The sequence below is a fragment of the Salinimicrobium gaetbulicola genome (genome assembly GCF_042676025.1).
Classification (GTDB): domain Bacteria; phylum Bacteroidota; class Bacteroidia; order Flavobacteriales; family Flavobacteriaceae; genus Salinimicrobium; species Salinimicrobium gaetbulicola.
Map to the genome: position 1 here is coordinate 1,266,142 of NZ_JBHTJP010000032.1, position 18,938 is coordinate 1,285,079.

An 18,938-nucleotide genomic window follows, 5' to 3' on the forward strand; every position below is an offset into this window, starting at 1 on the left:
AAAGCAAAGCCTTTCAAAAATGCCATTTTTGAACAGGAACTTTTAGGAGATCTCCTGCAGGAGTTTCAGATAATCCTCGCGGTTACTTACAAAATCCAGTTCCGATATATCGATGATCTTAACATTGAGCCCGGGTTGCGACTTGATGAATGACAGGTAACTTTTATTGATGTTCGCCAGGTAATCATGCTGTATGTTCTGTTCATAATCGCGGCCTCTCTTTCGAATATTCTCCAGCAGCCGCTCGGTATTTTGATAGAGATACACATACAGATCTGGCTTTACCAGTTCCTTGTACATCAAGTGGAAAAGCTTTTGGTACAACTGGTATTCATCTTCATGCAAGGTGATCTTGGCAAAGATCAGCGACTTGAACACATCGTAATCTGAGATCACAAAATCCTTGAAAAGGTCATACTGCGCCAGGTCATCTGAAAGTTGCTGATAACGATCTGCCAGAAATGACATTTCCAGCGAAAAAGCATAGCGCTGCTGATCTTCGTAAAACTTTGGAAGGAAAGGGTTGTCCTTGAAGCGCTCCAGTATCAATTTCGCGTTGAAATCCTGGGATACCATGGTTGAAAAACTGGTCTTCCCTGCGCCGATGTTTCCTTCTACCGCGATATAATTATACTTGGAAAAGGAGAAAGAAACCGGCTTTTTAAGATCTTCTGAAATTCGGTTTACTTCAGAACTATCGGGAGTTTCCAACAACAATTCTTTGATCTTCTTTTTCCTTTCCGGATGTTTTACTTCCGCCGCGATATCGGCAAGAGGTAACAGGACAAATTTCCTGTTGAGCATCTCCGGATGCGGCACCTGTAACACTTCCGAAGAAATTAGTTCCTCCTCAAAAAGGATGATATCGAGGTCAAGGGTCCTATCCTGGTAACCGGCGTCCAATTTTCTTTCACGCCCCAATGATGTTTCGATCTTCAGTAATTTATCAAGGATCACCTCGGGTTCAAAGCGGCTGCTTACCTCGATGCAGGCATTGAGAAAGGCGCTCCCTTCAAAACCCCAGGCCGGAGTCTCATAAACTGATGATACTTTGATCACTTCCCCCACCTGCCGCTGTATCTCATTTACAGCTTTTTGGAGAAAATCAAACCGGCTCCCCTTGTTGCTTCCAAGGGCGATATATACAGTTTTAGGAGAATTCAAGGGTTTTTAAGAAAAGTTTAGTAAGACTAAAGTCGTAAATTTCACAGCAAATTAAATAAAACAAAACCACATACTCTTAACTTTGATAGAAAGAGTTTTTAACTAAATGGAGGTTTTAACACCTCATAATTTTCTTTTTGAATTCTCTTAAATGTTCTTTTATGAAAAAAATATTGAAAATAGCTGCGATAACACTGGGGGTAATTCTGGTACTTCTTTTCTTAACCCCTATCATATTTGAAAGCCAGCTAAAAGGTTTGGTTCAAAAGACCATGAATGACAACCTGAATGCCCGGGTTGCTTTTACCGACATTGACCTGAGCCTTTTCCGGAACTTCCCCAACGCGACGCTGGGCATTGACGACCTGAGCGTGATCAATGAGGCTCCTTTTGAAGGCGACACCCTTGCCTACAGCGAGGAGGTATTCCTGCAAATGTCACTTACAGAACTCTTCCGAAGCGGGGAAGCCATGAAAGTAGACGCTCTCACGCTTAACAACACCCAACTGAACATCAAAGTGGACTCTTTAGGGAACAATAATTACGACATCGCCATCAAGGATGAGACCCCGGCCGATACCACCGGAGGCTTCAAGTTTGACATGAAGCATTACGAGATCAACGACTCGCGGGTCACTTATCACGACCAGGGGGCCGGAATAAAATTGATCGTAGAGGATCTTAACCATGAAGGGAATGGAGATCTTTCAGCTAAAACCTCGACATTAAGCACTTTTTCGACAGCCCTGGTAAGTCTAATGGTAGATGAAGTAAACTATCTAAACCGGAACAAGGTGCAACTCGACGCCGATTTTAAGATGGATCTCGAACAACAGCGCTACACTTTCCTGGAAAACGAAGCCCTGGTGAACCAGCTGCCACTCACCTTTGACGGTTATGTACAGGTAAATGAAGACAACAACGAGGTGGATATTTCCTTTAAGACCCCAACCTCCTCGTTCAAGAATTTCCTGGCGGTCATACCTGAAGAATACTCCAAGAACATTGAAGAGGTGGAAACCAGCGGGGATTTTATCGTGAACGGTTTTATCCGCGGAATTGTAGACGAGACCTATATCCCTAAAATGGATATCAAGATAAGGTCTGATAATGCCTCTTTCAAGTACCCTGACCTTCCGAAGAAAGTGGAAGATATCACTATTGCCGCCGAAGTGAAGAACGAGACCGGGCTGGCCGATGACACCTACGTAAATATCGACACGCTTAACTTCAGGATCGACCGGGACGCCTTCAGGGCGAATGCTCAACTAAGGGATCTCACTGAAAACATGCTCGTGAACATGGCGGTGAACGGGACCATAAATCTCGCTAATTTAAAGCAAGCCTATCCGCTGGAACTGGAACAGGACCTCAACGGAATGCTGACGGCCAATATGAGAGCCAGCTTTGATATGGAATCTATCGAGAAGGAACAATATCAAAACGTGAACAGCAACGGGACTGCGAGTATCACGAACTTTAAGTACGCCTCGCCGGAATTTCCGAATGAGATAGCGATCGCACAGGCTAATATGAAATTCAATTCCGGGAATGTGACCCTGGAAAATTTCAAGGCTACTTCGGGAAAAACCGATATTACCGTGAACGGAAACATTCAAAACCTGGCGGGTTACCTGTTCACCGATCAAAAACTAAAAGGTACGTTCAATGCCAGTTCCAACACTTTTTCAGTGAACGATTTCATGATGAAGAAATCAAAATTAGAGCCGGAAAAAACTACCGCCAAAAAGACGACTGCAGCCACTGAAGAAGCGATCAAGATCCCGTCTTTTTTAGATGTGGCGCTGAATTTCACGGCAGATAAGGTCTTATATGACAACTTAACCCTCACCAATGCTAAAGGAAAACTGAGCATCGACAATGAGACTGCCACCCTAAGCGGAGTAACGGCTAACCTATTCAATGGGAATATCGCTTTGAACGGGAATGTTTCTACCGGCCAGACGGTGCCAACCTTCGGGATGAAGCTTGACCTTAATTCCATAGATATCGCCAGCGCGTTCAGGGATATGGATCTGCTGAGAAATCTGGCTCCCATTGCCGAAGCCTTAACCGGAGACCTCACTACAAACATTGACCTTCGCGGAAGTCTAAATGACGATCTCACTCCTAAACTACAAACCCTTGCGGGGAACGCCCTGGCCGAAATTTTAGGCGCCAAAGTCAATCCGGCCCAAACGCCTTTATTATCAAAACTGGATCAAACCCTGAATTTCATAAACCTGAACGATCTGAATTTAAAAGACCTGAAAACCGTGCTTACTTTTAATAACGGACAGGTGAAAGTCCAGCCCTTTGATTTCAACATAAAAGGCATCAAAGCAAGCGCTTCGGGAACTCATAGTTTTGACAACAACATGAATTATACCCTGGCCCTGGCCGTGCCCGCAAAATATTTAGGTAATGAACTGGGAGGCACTTTATCAAAACTTAACGCCACCGCGCAGGATTCCATGACCATAGCCTTACCCATCGGTCTTAGCGGTACTTTTTCCAATCCTAAGATCAACCTGAACATGGAACAAGCGGTTAGTGATCTTACTCAAAAGATCATCGCCAGTCAGACCGCGAAACTTCAGGAGAAAGGGAAAAATGTCCTCACAGATATTATTACCGGAAAAACAGGAAAAGACAGCACCGCAAAAGCTGGGGGAATCAAAATACCCATTCCCACCAAAAAGGACAGCACTAAAACCGGGGATGATGTGGTAAAGGAGGCTGCCAAAAATATTCTCGGCGGACTTCTAGGCGGTAAAAAGAAGCAAAAGGATACTACAGAGCAATAAGCTTACATAACATTTAGGCTTACCTCGTAGCCTTCGTGTTTTCGAACATTGAAGACCACGCCATCTTCAAAGATGAGATACTGACCTTTGATACCTTTTAAGACCCCTTCATAGAAAGGGGTTTTTTGCAGGTTCAGACTTTTACATTTTGCGGGATAGTTCACCACCGGAAATTTGATCTCCAGCTCCTTCGAGTTGGCCAGGTAGTAATCCTTCACTTCCTCCGGAAGATATTGTTTGAGATCTTCCCTGATCTGGGAAAGGTCCAGATCTTTCAGGTCATTGGTCAACATCCTTCTCCAGTTTGTTTTATCAGAAACATGATCTTTTAAAGCGACCTCGGCGATCCCTGCAAGATAGCGGTTTGGCACCTCCACGATCTCGATAGCCTCATGAGCACCCTGGTCGATCCATCTTGTAGGGATCTGGCTTTTTCGGGTAACCCCAACCTTTACGTTACTGGAATTTGCCAGGTACACGATATGAGGTTGCAACTGGGCTTTTTGTTCATAATCAAGATCGCGGTCTTCCTGGCCCAAGTGGGCTTTACTAAGTTCAGGACGCATGACCCAGTCTCCCATTTCAGGAAGTACCGTAAAACAGTTATAACAAACGCCGTTAGCAAAAACTTTTTTTTCGAGTCCGCAATTCAAACATTTATAGCGTAAAAAATTAATGCTAAGCTTTTTATTCAACACCTGATTGAGATTTAAGAAGTCCTGCTCAAAAAGCAGGTAGTATTGAACCGTGTCACTTAATTCAGTTTTCATCTTCGTTAGTACGCCTTCGTAAATCATAAATCAATCGTAAAATTTTATCTGATGCTAACTTTGCAAGCTGTCAGAATAGTTTTATTTTTAACCGGCCAATCAGGCAGGTCATGTATGTATAAGAAGGCCTAAAGATATAAAGAAAAATGCCAATTCCATTAGTTCATTCCGTTGCTTCCTGGTTCTTAAAGAAGCGTATTCACCAGATGGAATTTTTCATCAAATACCCTCATGAGGTACAGTTTGAACTCTTAAAAGGCCTCCTTCAAAAAGCCAAAAATACCGAAGTCGGTAAAAAGTACGACTTCGCCTCCATGACCACCTATGAAGATTTTGCCTCCCAGGTGCCCATGCAGCAATATGAGGATTTCGAACCCGATATTGAACGCAGCCGCAGGGGCGAAACAAATATCTTCTGGCCTACTCCCATCAAATGGTTTGCCAAGTCAAGCGGGACTACCAACGCGAAAAGTAAATTCATTCCCGTTAGCGAGGAATCGCTGGAAAAATGCCATTACGGAGCAGGGAAAGACATGCTGTGCATGTACCTCAATAACAATCCCGACTCCCAGCTTTTCAGCGGAAAAAGCCTGAGACTGGGAGGAAGCAAAGAATTATACCGCAGTAATGGCACCCAGTTCGGTGACCTTTCGGCGATCCTGATCGACAATATGCCTTTTTGGGCAGAATTCAGCAGTACGCCCAGCAACCAGGTGTCACTTATGAGCAACTGGGAGCAAAAAATGCCGGCTATCGTAGCGGAAACCATTCAGGAAGATGTTACCAGCCTTGCCGGGGTCCCTTCATGGATGCTGGTACTTTTAAACAATGTACTGGAGGATTCCGGAAAGGAAAACCTGTTCGAGATCTGGCCTAATCTGGAAGTATATTTTCACGGGGGAGTCAATTTTTCACCTTATGTAGACCAGTACGAAAAGATCCTGCCCTCGCCGGACTTTAAATATTATGAGACCTATAATGCTTCGGAAGGTTTCTTCGCCATCCAGGATAGAAATGACTCTAAAGAGCTCTTATTAATGCTTGATTATGGGGTTTTCTATGAATTCATTCCGATGGATACTTATGGTACTCCACAGGAAAAGGTGATCCCGTTATCGCAGGTTGAAAAGGACAAAAATTACGCGGTGCTCATTACTACCAATGCCGGACTGTGGCGCTATAAGATAGGGGATACCGTACGTTTTACTTCTTTGCACCCCTACCGAATTAAGATTACAGGCCGCACCAAACATCATATCAATGTTTTCGGGGAAGAACTCATCATTGAAAACGCCGAAAAAGCCCTTCGGGAAACTTCCAGGCTTACCGGATGTGAGATCGTTGATTACACAGCCGCACCTGTATTCATGCAGGGCAAGGAAAAAGGCGCGCACGAGTGGATCATTGAATTCAAAACCCCTCCAAAGGATTTCGATCTTTTTGTAAAGACTTTTGACAAACACCTTCAGGAGATCAACAGTGATTACGAGGCCAAACGTCATAATAATATGACCCTTGATCCGCCGAAGATCCACCAGGCACGTGAGAAACTTTTCTATGACTGGCTTAAGAAAAGAGATAAACTGGGCGGACAACATAAAATTCCGAGGTTATCCAACCAACGGAATTACCTGGAAGAATTACTGGAAATGAACTATTAAAAAAGGCTTCAAAGGTTTTAACCCCTGAAGCCTTTTCAGTTTAAATACTATTCGATTAAAACGTCTTACTAACCTTTTCTATAGCAGCAATTGTCGCATCCAGATCTTCGTAGGTCAATGCATCTGTAAGGAACCAGGTCTCAAACGCGCTTGGCGCGATATAGATCCCGTTCTCAAGCAATCCATGGAAGAACTTTTTGAAAGTGTCATTGTTTCCTTTGGCCGCTGAAGTGAAATCCACTACCACTTCTTCAGCAAAGTGAACTGAGATCATAGAGCCTTTTCGGTTAATGGTATGGGTCACTTTATTCTCTGTTAATACCTTACTGATCCCTTTATGGAGGTATTCGGTTTTTTCAGCTAAACTGGTATATATCTCAGGAGAGTTATTCAGTTCGGTAAGCATGGCTAAACCTGCTGCCATCGCAAGAGGGTTACCACTTAAAGTTCCCGCCTGGTAAACAGGTCCGTTAGGAGCAAGATGATCCATGATCTCCTGTCTCGCCGCGAAAGCTCCTACCGGAAGTCCGCCGCCAATCACCTTTCCGAAGCAAACAATATCAGCGTCCACTCCTGTCAATTCCTGGGCCCCACCTCTTGCAAGACGGAATCCGGTCATTACCTCATCAAAGATCAGCAGCACACCGTATTCATCACACATTTCCCGAAGGCCTTCCAAAAAGCCTTCTTTTGGAGGGATACATCCCATGTTTCCGGCAATGGGTTCCAGAATGATACAGGCGATCTCTTCTTTATTCGCTTCCAAAAGATCTTTTACACTATCAAGGTCATTATAGACCGCCAGTAAAGTATCTTTCGCGGTACCTTCGGTGACCCCCGGACTATTGGGAGTTCCAAAAGTTATGGCACCACTCCCCGCCTGGATAAGGAAGGAATCACTGTGACCGTGATAGCAGCCGGCGAACTTGATGATCTTTTCGCGATTCTTGAAACCCCTGGCCAAACGCACCGCGCTCATACAAGCTTCAGTTCCCGAATTCACGAACCTGATCTGGTCAATATTAGGAACCATGGACACCGCAAGTTCCGCGATAGTGGTTTCAATTTCAGTCGGGGTTCCAAAAGAGGTTCCTTTTATAGCTTTTTCAACCACCGCGTTTACAACTGGTTCAAAAGCATGCCCCAGGATAAGCGGACCCCATGAATTTATATAGTCAATATATTTATTCCCGTCCTCATCATACATATAGGCGCCCTTTGCTTCTTTAATGAACAAAGGCTCACCTCCAACTGCATTAAATGCTCTTACCGGAGAATTAACCCCTCCCGGAATCACTTTTTTGGCAGCAGCAAATAACTCGCTGCTTCTCTTATAAATCATAAAAATATCTTTTCTGTTATGGGGTAACATACAGGATCTGGCCGATCCCGATGGCGTTATCCCTCAAATTATTATACTTTTTTAACTGCTCTACGGTCAGATCATATCTCTTCGCGATAGAATACAAGGTATCACCCTGCTTCACCACATACCTTTCATTTGAATGGGCCTGATTTCTTTCGGCATAGGCTACCATATCTTTTCCTAAAACTTCCCCGTCATACTTGTAGAGTTGATACCTCTCAATAATACTGATCAGTTTATCAGGATACTTTCTGTCGGTCGCGTAACCTGCCGCCTTCAGACCTTTAGCCCAGCCTACGTAATCATCAATATCTAAATCGAAAAGTCCGGCATAGCGTTTTCTTTCCGTCAGGAAAAGAGAATGGTCTCTGTAAGAATATTTTGGATGGTTATATTTCCTGAAGCATTCCTGCGGGCGGTCATCATCGTGATACACCCCGCCGCCACTCCAACCGTGACATTTGATCCCGAAGTGGTTATTGGCTTTTAAGGTAAGTTCACCCTCCCCGGCACCCGACTCCAGAATTCCCTGCGCCAGGGTAATACTTGCAGGTATCTTGTACAGTGCCATCTCTTCCTGCGCGATAGGGGCATACAATTTAATATAGGCCGCCACTTTATCCACATAGGTTTTTGGAGCCGGCGTTTCCACTACCTCAGGTTCTTCGGAAGGCACCCCGGTGATCTCTTCAACCACTATGCGGGTTTGATCTTCGATCCTTTGTTCTTTTTTAACCTCCTTCTTTCCGGCAACTTTCTTTTTGCTTCCGCAGGAAAAGGCGGAGAAGACTAATAAGAGCAATAAAATCTTAAAAGCATATTTCATACTATAATTCAATTTGGGGTAAATTCTTGTTTTTAAGCCTGTTGTTCATTCCGGAAATTCCCTGAAGCCCTCCCGTATGGACGGCTAAAATACGAGTATTTTCGGAAAAATTTCCTTTCGAGATCAGTTCAAATATCCCGTACATCATTTTACCTGTGTAGACAGGATCCAGCTGTATTCCAAACTCCTTTTTAAAGCCGTTCACAAAGTCGATCAGGGATCGGTCTACCTTAGCATAACCTCCAAAATGATAATTTGTTATGATCTCCCAGTTATTTTTTTTGGTGAATTTCTCTACTTCGGGTCTTAGGAAATCACCTTTCAGGGCGGGAAACCCCAGCACTTTTTGATCTTCTGCGGAAGCATTTATGATGCCCGAAATAGTTCCTCCCGTGCCCATGGCACAGCACAGCACGTCAAATTCCTTGTCTTCTTCGGAAAGGATCTCCTCGCAACCTTTTACTGCGAGCACATTGGTCCCGCCTTCGGGAACCAGGTAGAATTTTCCGAATTTTTCCCGAAGCCTTTTCAGCATGGCTTCTGAAGTCTTTTCGCGATAAGCGCTCCTGCTCACGAAGTCGAATTCCATTCCGCAGGAAGCAGCGAAATTAAGGGTCGGGTTCTCCCGAAGTGTTTTCTCAAGGTCCTTTCCCAGCTCCTCGCCTCTAATCACCCCAATTGTTTTAAGATCACATTCCTTTCCCGCAGCAGCGGTCGCCGCTATGTGATTGGAGAAAGCTCCGCCAAAAGTTAACAGGGTATCATGACCTTCAGAAATGGCATTTTTGAGGTTATATTTGAGCTTCCGGAACTTATTCCCGGATACATGAGGATGCAAGAGATCTTCCCGTTTCATATAGACTGAAACCCCGTTGAGCTCGGTCACGAATTGATTCGGAATTTCGGGATGATCATCAAATACTGCAGCCATACAAACCTTCTGAAATGCAAAGGTGTAAAAACTTAGGTGCTTTTCCGAAGAAGAAAGAAAGAAGTTACATGTATTTTAAAAAGCCCCACAATTTCCTCCTGGGAATATACCCAAGATCCTTTTCGTTGGCATAAGCTTCCCTTTCAAAACTGATGCGGCTGTAGGCTTTATAGGAATCGTTGTACTTGATAAGCCGAATAAGGTATTCCAGAAGGTACCAGATAAAAAAAAACAAAATGAAGAGTTCCACCTGTTGTTTGAGATGGATACGCTCATGGTTCATAAAGACCTGGTTTTCTTTAAGGGCTCTTCGCTTTAGAACGATGAAGGGCCAAAGCACTACGCCATCAAAGTTTTTAGACAGAAGAAATTTATTTACCACCACGAACATGAGGACAAGGTAAGAAAATGCTATTTTTGTAACATGAGTTTTTTCAAGAAAAAAATTCCTTTAGAAGAAGGAGATTATTACCTAACCCCCGAAGGGTATCGCTGCTTCACCGAACAATACCACCTCAAGCGAGGCTATTGCTGTGAAAGTGGTTGCCGACACTGCCCGTACGGCTTCAACAAAAAAACCAACCAACAGACTAAAAAATAAACAATGGACTTCAAAAAAGCTATTTTAGAAGGCATTCCTGATACGCTGCCTGCAGCAAAGAAATACGACCCAAACGTCAACCACGCACCAAAACGCAAGGAAATTCTAAACGCCGAGGAAAAGAAACTGGCTTTGCGAAATGCCCTCAGGTATTTTGAACCTCAGCACCACGAGACCTTACTTCCTGAATTCAGGAAAGAACTGGAGACTTACGGACGCATCTACATGTACCGTTTCATGCCCGATTATGACATGTATGCCCGACCTATCGGAGAATACCCGGGGCAGTGCGAACAGGCAAAAGCGATAATGCTGATGATACAGAACAACCTGGATCCCAAAGTCGCTCAGCACCCGCATGAATTGATCACCTATGGCGGGAACGGAGCCGTGTTCCAGAACTGGGCACAATACCGACTGGTCATGAAATACCTGGCTGAAATGACCGACGAGCAAACGCTGGTCATGTATTCGGGCCACCCCATGGGATTGTTCCCATCTCATAAGGACGCTCCAAGAGTGGTGGTCACCAATGGGATGATGATCCCTAACTACTCCAAACCCGATGACTGGGAGAAGTTCAATGCTCTTGGGGTGACCCAATACGGGCAAATGACCGCGGGTAGTTATATGTATATAGGTCCGCAGGGAATTGTTCACGGTACGACCATCACAGTGCTTAACGCACTGAGAAAGATCGCTGAGAAGTTCAATTTACCAACCGGAGCACAACTGGGAGAAGGTTCCCTTTTTGTCACTTCAGGCTTGGGAGGTATGAGCGGAGCTCAGCCAAAAGCAGGGAATATTGCAGGCTGTATCACAGTTTGCGCCGAGGTCAACCCGAAAGCGGTAGAGACAAGACATTCCCAGGGCTGGGTGGACGAGGTAGTGACCGACCTTACCACACTGGTTGAAGAAGTAAAACAGGCAAAAGCAGATAAAAAGAGCATTTCCTTTGCCTACCAGGGCAACGTGGTAGAGGTGTGGGAGGAATTTGATAAACAAGACCTGCACATTGATCTTGGAAGTGACCAGACTTCCCTACACAATCCGTGGGCAGGAGGATATTACCCCGTGGGATTATCTTTTGAAGAGTCCAATGAGCTAATGGCCAAAGATCCCGAAAAGTTCAGGGAAAAGGTACAGGAAAGTTTACGCAGACAAACCGAAGCCATTAACCGGCACACTCAAAAAGGTACGTATTTCTTTGACTACGGAAATGCCTTTTTACTGGAAGCTTCCAGAGCGGGCGCTAAGATCTTCAAGGATAATGAAGGTAATTTCGTAACCGCTGAAAAAGCTAACGACAAAGAAAACTTCGCTTACCCGAGTTATGTGCAGGATATCATGGGCCCCATGTGTTTCGACTACGGGTTCGGACCGTTCAGATGGGTATGTGCTTCCGGAAAGCAGGAAGATCTCGATAAGACCGACGCGATCGCTTCAGAAGTACTTGAGCGCCTCAAGCAGGATTCCCCTGAAGAGATCCAGCAGCAAATGCAGGACAATATCAAATGGATCCAGGGTGCCCGAGAGAATAAACTGGTCGTGGGATCCCAGGCGCGTATTCTATATGCAGACGCTTTAGGAAGGATCGAGATCGCGAAGGCTTTTAACGAGGCTATAGCAAAAGGGGAGATTGGAACCGTGGTGCTGGGAAGAGACCACCATGATGTATCGGGAACTGATTCCCCGTATAGGGAAACCTCCAATATTTATGACGGATCCAGGTTCACCGCCGATATGGCCATTCATAATGTGATAGGAGACAGCTTTAGAGGAGCCACCTGGGTGAGCATCCACAACGGCGGTGGAGTTGGCTGGGGAGAAGTAATGAACGGCGGATTCGGTATGGTTCTTGAGGGAGATAAGGAGTCGGAAAGACGCCTACGATCTATGTTATATTGGGATGTAAACAATGGGATCGCCCGCCGATCCTGGGCGCGCAATGATGGCGCCCTGTTTGCGATTAAACGAGCCATGGAAACAGAACCTCAGTTAAAGATCACAATTCCTAATATGGTAGATGATAGTTTATTGAAATAACTGTAAAACCAAAACCTTTAGGATTATGAGATCATTAAAAATTACTTCTGTCCTGGTACTGTTCGTTCTGGTTCTTGCTTCCTGCAGCACGGTAAAAGTGGCTACAGATTATGACAAGGACGTGAATTTCAACCAGTATCAATCATTCGCATTTTTTAAACCCGGTATTGATAAAGCTGAAATTTCAGACCTGGACAAAAAAAGGATCCTTCGCGCTATAGAAAGCGAGATGCTGCAAAAAGGATTTACAAAATCTGATGATCCCGACCTTTTGGTAAGCATTTTCACCAAAACCAAGGAAAATATCAACATCTATAATAATAACTACGGTTACGGTTATGGTTGGGGATGGCATCCATGGTATTGGGGCGCCGGTTACAACACGGTAAACTCAACCACAGAAGGCACTCTATACATTGACCTGATTGACGCCGGTAAAAAAGAACTTGTATGGCAGGGAATGGGTACTGCTGCCCTGGCCAAAGATGTAGATCGTAAACAAGAAAGGATCAACGAGATAGTTGAAGAAATCCTTGAAAAATATCCCCCCGGTAAGAATTAATAGAAAAGCCCCCCATTTTCTTACAGGCCGCTAGAATGAAGATTTTAGCGGCTTTTTTGTTTCTCATTTCAAGACAACCATCAGGGTCACAGAAGTTTACAAATCCAATATTTTTGTATCTTTAAACACCTGTTTATTTAAGATATTTATGGAACAAGAATTTGAATCCAACGAGATAATTGAACGCCTGCCGGCACACCTCAAACAATTCATAAAACCACAGAATTATGAAGAGTATACCGCCATCAACCAGGCGGTCTGGAGGTATGTAATGCGCAAAAATGTGGAATACCTGAGTAAGGTTGCCCACTCCTCTTATCTGGAAGGACTACGTCAAACCGGGATCTCCATAGACCATATTCCCAACATGTACGGAATGAACAGGATCCTTAAAGAAATTGGCTGGGCCGCCGTGGCAGTGGACGGCTTTATCCCTCCCGCTGCCTTCATGGAATTCCAGGCTTATAACGTTCTGGTGATCGCCAGCGATATCAGGCAATTGGAACACATTGAGTATACCCCGGCACCCGACATTATTCACGAAGGTGCAGGCCATGCTCCTATTATCGCCAATCCTGAATATGCTGAATATTTACGTCGTTTTGGAGAGATCGGATGTAAGGCGATCTCCAGCGCCAAGGATTATGAGATCTATGAAGCCATCAGGCACCTTTCTATTATCAAGGAAGCTGAAGACACTCCCGAAGAAGAGATCGCGGCCGCTGAGAAAAGAGTGGATGAACTTCAGAATGATGTAAGGGAACAGAGTGAAATGGCCCAGATCAGGAACCTGCACTGGTGGACCGTAGAATACGGACTTATAGGCACTCCTGAAGATCCTAAGATCTATGGGGCCGGACTTCTCTCCTCGATAGGGGAAAGCGCCTGGTGTATGACCGATAAGGTCAAAAAATTGCCGTACAACATTGAAGCAGCAAACCAGGATTTTGATATTACCAAACCTCAACCTCAACTATATGTAACTCCTGATTTTGCCCACCTAAGCTCAGTTTTGGAAGAGTTTGCAAATAAAATGGCATTACGTGTGGGCGGGCTTGAAGGTTTGAAAAAACTTATCAATTCAAAAAATATCGGAAGTATAGAGCTTAGTACCGGGATTCAGATCTCAGGTAATTTCTCAAGGGTCATAGAACATGAAGGAAAGCCTATCTATATCCAGACAAAAGGAGAAACCGCTTTAGCTTCCAGAGAAAAGGAACTGGTTGGCCACGGAATTAAAAATCATCCCGATGGATTTGGTTCACCTGTCGGAAAATTAAAAGGCATCAATCTCGCCATCGAAGATATGAGTCCACGTGACCTTAGGGCATATGACATTTACGAAGGAGAGAAGATCACTTTCGAATTTGAAGGAGGTATTGTCGTCAAAGGGGAGATCATTACCGGAACTCGAAACCTTCAGGGAAAGATCATACTTATTAGCCTTAAGAACTGTACCGTTACCTATGGGGATGAAGTGTTGTTCCAGCCTGAATGGGGCAATTACGACATGGCCGTGGGAAAAGAGGTGATCTCAGCTTTCGCGGGCCCTGCCGACTGGCATTCTTTCAACATGATCACTCATAAGACTTCTTCCACTACTATTAAGAGCAAACGCACGCCCGAAAGAGAGGAACTGGAATCCTTATATGAATCGGTTAGAAATATCAGGGAAGGCAAGAACACTAAGTTCTCTCTGAATGCCGCCTTTGATATTCTGAAAAAACATCACCCAAAAGACTGGCTGCTTTCCGTAGAGATCTTTGAACTGGCACATGATAAAGATGAAAAGCTGGCAACTGAAGTACTAGAGCACCTTGAAGATGTAAAATCAAGGCGTCCTGAAGTCGCCCATTTGATCGATGGCGGAGTGAGCCTGATAAAACCTGATACGGTAGCCGGGTAGGTTTAAAGTTTTAGCTCTTTCAATTCTTCGGAATGGATCTCTTCACCTTTATACTCCAGGGTCCAGCCCAGGGTACTGGTAAGTATATAGATCTTTTGAAGTTCACTGATGAGGCGGTTTTGAGCATTCGATTTTAAGCCAGAATTCTCGACCTTCTCGCGAATTGAGGCGGTAACCCGTTTCTTGATCAAATTATAATCATCTGCCTCAAACTGGTTCAGGTAATCCTGCGTGACATCATAGTATTGAATATCGGGATAGATGGAGATCTCCTCCTTGGGAATATGGGTGATAATGACCTTTTTGTTCGCCTCATCAATCTCCACCTTCAGTTTACTTAGATCGTAGGCTACAGTGGCCTTGGTATTCACCACTATTAGAGCTTTTTTCCTGGCCGAAAAAACATCCAGGTAGAAGCGTTTTGAATCTTTATAAGTAAACACCTGCGAGAAAGTACCTTCGGTCACTACCAGCTTTCCTACATTTCGCAGTTGCTCCTGTATCAAAGCCGAACTCTCCTCCAGGTTTTGGCGGTCACTGCCACGTCGCTCACAATAGCGCACGGCGAGCACCAATAAGAATACACTTAACGCTCCAAAAATAAATTTCCTCATAACTTAAAGTTACAGGAATTTTGAGGATAAAATCAAAGGGAGGTTTAGAAGTTTATCTGCGGATAGTCTTTTTGCAGCGTCCTTATCTTTTCCTGAAGATCATTTTTAAACTTCTGATGTGCTTCGGAAGTCTCACTGAAAGGCCTGTGAGAAAGCCCTTTTTGAATGGTGTCGATACGTTTCATTACCTGCATGGCTTCGGAAGAGATCCAGGTCTCGGTGAATTTTTCCCAGATATAATCAATGGCAACCTGGTTAGGGTGCACCATATCTTCAGCATAGAACCGGTAATCGCGAAGCTCATCCATCATGATCTCGTACGATGGAAAATAGTGCGTATTTAGTTCTTCAGTAATGATCTCATGGACTGCCGTGATCAAACGGGCCTTACTTTGCTGATTCTCCACAAATCCGTCTTTCAAATGTCTTACGGGGGAGACCGTGAAAATGATCTCTGCGGAAGGGTTTATTTCTTTGATGATCTTTACGCATCCAAGAAGGTCGTTTTTGGCATCCACCAACTCTTTTTCAAACTTCTTTTGCGGCACCTTATGGCAGTTCGCTACAAACTCATCGGTCTCTTTAAAGCGATATCCCCAGGCAGTCCCGGGAGTGATGATCACGTGCGAAGCATTTTTTAAGAAATCATATGTTTCCTCTACCGCCGAATTAAGCCCTTCAATAATTTCAAATTTCTCGGACCTGTTTAGATCTGAATGTGCCTGAAAGCAGTGCCAGGTTTCATTGTGATAAAAAATATCAGCTTCGGAAAAGCGCTTTTTTGACCTAACATTTTTCAGGAAGTTATGGATAGCGGAAGGATGAAACAGGATCCCAAAAGGGTTTAGCGAACTTCGGAATTTAAAGTATTCGAGCTTCCTGCCTATGTTCTCAACAAAACAGGATCCTAACAGTAAGATCTTCGAATCATAATCGATCTTAGCCTCTTTAGATTGTATGGTTACCCGGGTTCTGAAATCCATAGTTTCAATGTAAAACAAACAGAAATTAAAAGGCGCTGAAAATGATGTTTTTCAGCGCCTTTATAAATCTATTTTATAAAAGATTCTGCATTTTGCAGGGCTTCATTCAGGCCATCAGGATTTTTCCCTCCTGCAGTCGCATAGAATGGCTGGCCTCCGCCGCCACCTTGAATATATTTCCCTAGTTCCTTCACCACTTTACCGGCGTGCAGTTCTTTTTCAGAAACCAGTTCTTTTGAAATATAGCAGGATAATAAGGCTTTCCCGTTTTGCTCGGTTCCAAAAATGAGGAACAGGTCATTGAACTCCTCTCCCAACTGGAAAGAGAGATCCTTGATACCACCGGCATCAAGGTCTACTTTCTTCGCTAAAAAGTGAACTCCGTTAACCTCTTTGATCTCATTTTTCAGATCTCCCTTCAGGTTTTTGGCTTTCTCCTTCAGGAGGTTCTCCACCTGCTTTTTAAGTTCGGCGTTTTCATCCTGCAAGCTTACCACCGCTTTTACAGGATCTTTCGGATTTTTAAGTACCGCTTTGATCTCGCTGTAAACTTCAGTTTGAGAAACATAATATTCCTTGGCCGCTTCCGAAGTGATTGCTTCGATACGACGGATCCCCGAGGCTACAGCACCTTCAGAAATGATCTTAAAATGCCATATGTCTGCGGTATTTCCAACATGGGTACCTCCACACAATTCAATGGAATCTCCAAAACGTATCGCTCTTACCTTATCGCCGTACTTCTCACCGAACAGGGCGATCGCCCCGTCATTGATAGCCTCTTCATAGGTCATTTCACGGTTCTCAACCAAAGGCAGTTTATCGGCGATCCTGGTATTTACATAATCTTCTATTTCATTTAGTTGCTCCGGAGTCACTTTACTGAAGTGTGAGAAATCGAAACGCAAGTAATCGCTCTGCACCATCGATCCTTTTTGCTCCACGTGAGTACCCAGCACATTTCTAAGTGCCTGATGCAGCAAATGCGTAGCCGAGTGATTCGCGGCCGTGCGGGCCCTGCGAGCAGCATTCACAACCGCTTTGAATTTTCCTGAAAGGTCCTTCGGCAGTTCTTTAGTAAGATGAATGATCAGGTTGTTTTCTTTGCGCGTGTCGTCAATATAAACGATCTCTCCTGACTCACTCTCCAGTATTCCCTTGTCCCCTATCTGGCCTCCGCCTTCAGGGTAGAATGGAGTTTTATTAAAGACCAACTGATATAGGGCTCCTTCTTTCTTGGATTCTACTTTCCTATAACGCAAGATCTTCACTTCGGCTTCCAGAGAGTCATAGCCTACAAAGCCTTCAGTTTCGCCCTCGTTCACTTCTATCCAGTCACCTGAAGTTACTTTAGAAGCGTTCCTCGAACGATCTTTTTGCTTTTGAAGTTCTTTTTCAAATTCCTTTTGATCCAGGTCATAGCCTTTTTCACTTAAGATAAGCGCGGTAAGATCAATTGGGAATCCGTAGGTATCATATAATTCAAAAGCCTTTTTCCCGGATACTTTTTTATCAGGAGTTTCCTGCATGATCTGGTCCAGAAGAACCAGCCCCTGGTCAAGGGTTCTCAAAAAGGAATTTTCTTCCTCTCTTATCACATTTTTACACAATTCTTTTTGGGCACGAATTTCAGGGAAAGCTTCCCCCATCTGGTCGGCCAGAATATCAACCAGCTTATAAACAAAAGCTTCCTTTTGATCCAGAAAGGTAAATCCGTAACGGATCGCCCTTCTTAAGATACGACGGATCACGTATCCGGCACCGGTGCTGCCCGGCAATTGTCCGTCTGCAATAGCGAATGCCACCGCCCGAACGTGATCTGCGATCACACGAATAGCGATATCTGTTTCTTCGTTCTTGCCGTATGTTGATTTTGTAATATTTTCAATTTGCTTGATAAGCGGAGTGAAAACATCTGTATCGTAATTTGATTTTACACCCTGAAGCGCCATACACAGGCGTTCAAAGCCCATTCCTGTATCCACATGGCTGGCAGGAAGTTTTTCCAGCGAACCATCGGCTTTACGGTTAAACTGAATGAACACCAGGTTCCAGATCTCAACAACCAAAGGGTGATCCATATTCACCAGGTCTCTTCCCGAAACTTTTGCTTTTTCCTCTTCAGATCTCAGGTCTACATGAATTTCCGAAGAAGGTCCGCATGGTCCCTGGTCACCCATCTCCCAGAAATTATCTTTTTTATTTCCGAAAATGATTCGTTCTTCAGGAACGATCTCCATCCAAAGGTTTAGGGCTTCCTGATCTACAGGGATTCCCTCTTCTTCACTCCCTTCAAATACTGAAACGTAGAGAATATCCTTATCGATCTTATAAACTTCGGTCAATAATTCCCACGCCCACTGGATAGCTTCTTTTTTAAAGTAATCGCCGAAACTCCAGTTTCCAAGCATTTCAAACATAGTGTGGTGATAGGTATCCTTCCCCACCTCTTCCAGGTCATTATGTTTACCGCTTACCCGAAGGCACTTTTGAGTATCGGTCACGCGAGGGCTTGCAGGGGTTCCATTTCCTAAAAAGAATTCTTTGAACTGGTTCATCCCGGCATTAGTGAACATTAGCGTGGGGTCATCTTTGATAACCATGGGCGCCGATGGAACTATGCTGTGATTTTTGGATTTAAAGAATTCTAGGAATTTAGTACGAATGTCCTGGGATTTCATGAACGAATATGATTTTCAAT

The 18,938-nt window shown here is 44.3% G+C and carries 15 protein-coding genes; 6 read left to right on the forward strand and 9 right to left on the reverse strand.

Features of this window, described 5'->3' with window-relative positions:
- Positions 1–42: 42 nt before the first annotated feature.
- Entirely contained in the window at positions 43–1,164 is a 1,122-nt protein-coding gene (gene folK / locus ACFQ1G_RS07225; RefSeq protein ID WP_380738019.1) for a 2-amino-4-hydroxy-6-hydroxymethyldihydropteridine diphosphokinase, read from the reverse strand.
- 161 nt (positions 1,165–1,325) lie between these two features.
- Between folK and ACFQ1G_RS07230 the strand changes: the two genes are divergently transcribed.
- A complete protein-coding gene (locus tag ACFQ1G_RS07230) occupies positions 1,326–3,971 on the forward strand; it encodes an AsmA family protein (protein ID WP_380738020.1) in 2,646 nt (881 codons plus the stop codon).
- A 2-nt stretch (positions 3,972–3,973) separates the two neighbouring features.
- On the opposite strand, the gene ACFQ1G_RS07235 is transcribed toward ACFQ1G_RS07230, so the two are convergent.
- Positions 3,974–4,768, reverse strand: a complete 795-nt coding sequence (locus ACFQ1G_RS07235) for a DUF2797 domain-containing protein (protein WP_380738022.1) — start codon at positions 4,766–4,768, stop codon at positions 3,974–3,976.
- 119 nt (positions 4,769–4,887) lie between these two features.
- On the opposite strand from ACFQ1G_RS07235, the gene ACFQ1G_RS07240 reads away from it, so the two are divergent.
- Positions 4,888–6,402 carry a GH3 auxin-responsive promoter family protein gene (locus ACFQ1G_RS07240; RefSeq protein WP_380738024.1) on the forward strand — a complete coding sequence of 505 codons (1,515 nt, stop codon included), beginning with the start codon at positions 4,888–4,890 and terminating at the stop codon, positions 6,400–6,402.
- Positions 6,403–6,457: 55 nt separating this feature from the next.
- Here the strand turns inward: ACFQ1G_RS07240 and hemL are convergent, their stop codons facing one another.
- The 4 genes from hemL to ACFQ1G_RS07260 form a co-directional block, all read right to left on the reverse strand.
- The gene (gene hemL, locus ACFQ1G_RS07245; protein WP_380738026.1) at positions 6,458–7,744 is read right to left on the reverse strand and encodes a glutamate-1-semialdehyde 2,1-aminomutase; all 1,287 of its coding nucleotides are present in this window, start codon (positions 7,742–7,744) and stop codon (positions 6,458–6,460) included.
- A 16-nt stretch (positions 7,745–7,760) separates the two neighbouring features.
- Positions 7,761–8,594 carry a glucosaminidase domain-containing protein gene (locus tag ACFQ1G_RS07250; protein ID WP_380738028.1) on the reverse strand — a complete coding sequence of 278 codons (834 nt, stop codon included), beginning with the start codon at positions 8,592–8,594 and terminating at the stop codon, positions 7,761–7,763.
- Position 8,595: 1 nt separating this feature from the next.
- A complete protein-coding gene (locus tag ACFQ1G_RS07255) occupies positions 8,596–9,525 on the reverse strand; it encodes a 1-aminocyclopropane-1-carboxylate deaminase/D-cysteine desulfhydrase (protein WP_380738030.1) in 930 nt (309 codons plus the stop codon).
- Positions 9,526–9,589: 64 nt separating this feature from the next.
- Positions 9,590–9,916, reverse strand: a complete 327-nt coding sequence (locus ACFQ1G_RS07260; RefSeq protein WP_380738032.1) for a hypothetical protein — start codon at positions 9,914–9,916, stop codon at positions 9,590–9,592.
- A 33-nt stretch (positions 9,917–9,949) separates the two neighbouring features.
- On the opposite strand from ACFQ1G_RS07260, the gene ACFQ1G_RS07265 reads away from it, so the two are divergent.
- The 4 genes from ACFQ1G_RS07265 to ACFQ1G_RS07280 all read left to right on the forward strand — a co-directional run bounded on the left by ACFQ1G_RS07265 (position 9,950) and on the right by ACFQ1G_RS07280 (position 14,640).
- Entirely contained in the window at positions 9,950–10,126 is a 177-nt protein-coding gene (locus ACFQ1G_RS07265) for a DUF5522 domain-containing protein (RefSeq protein ID WP_380738034.1), read from the forward strand.
- A 3-nt stretch (positions 10,127–10,129) separates the two neighbouring features.
- Positions 10,130–12,172 carry a urocanate hydratase gene (locus ACFQ1G_RS07270; protein ID WP_380738036.1) on the forward strand — a complete coding sequence of 681 codons (2,043 nt, stop codon included), beginning with the start codon at positions 10,130–10,132 and terminating at the stop codon, positions 12,170–12,172.
- A gap of 25 nt (positions 12,173–12,197) precedes the next feature.
- Positions 12,198–12,734 (forward strand): DUF4136 domain-containing protein, encoded by a 537-nt coding sequence (locus tag ACFQ1G_RS07275; RefSeq protein ID WP_380738038.1) that lies wholly within the window; start codon positions 12,198–12,200, stop codon positions 12,732–12,734.
- A 148-nt stretch (positions 12,735–12,882) separates the two neighbouring features.
- Positions 12,883–14,640, forward strand: a complete 1,758-nt coding sequence (locus tag ACFQ1G_RS07280; protein ID WP_380738040.1) for an aromatic amino acid hydroxylase — start codon at positions 12,883–12,885, stop codon at positions 14,638–14,640.
- Positions 14,641–14,642: 2 nt separating this feature from the next.
- Here ACFQ1G_RS07280 and ACFQ1G_RS07285 read toward each other — a convergent pair whose 3' ends face one another.
- From ACFQ1G_RS07285 to alaS, 3 genes are all read right to left on the reverse strand, one after another.
- Positions 14,643–15,254, reverse strand: coding sequence for a DUF4230 domain-containing protein (locus ACFQ1G_RS07285; RefSeq protein WP_380738042.1), 612 nt, complete (start codon positions 15,252–15,254; stop codon positions 14,643–14,645).
- A 44-nt stretch (positions 15,255–15,298) separates the two neighbouring features.
- Positions 15,299–16,237, reverse strand: coding sequence for a GSCFA domain-containing protein (locus ACFQ1G_RS07290; protein ID WP_380738044.1), 939 nt, complete (start codon positions 16,235–16,237; stop codon positions 15,299–15,301).
- A 68-nt stretch (positions 16,238–16,305) separates the two neighbouring features.
- Positions 16,306–18,918 carry an alanine--tRNA ligase gene (alaS, locus tag ACFQ1G_RS07295; protein WP_380738046.1) on the reverse strand — a complete coding sequence of 871 codons (2,613 nt, stop codon included), beginning with the start codon at positions 18,916–18,918 and terminating at the stop codon, positions 16,306–16,308.
- Positions 18,919–18,938: the final 20 nt, after the last annotated feature.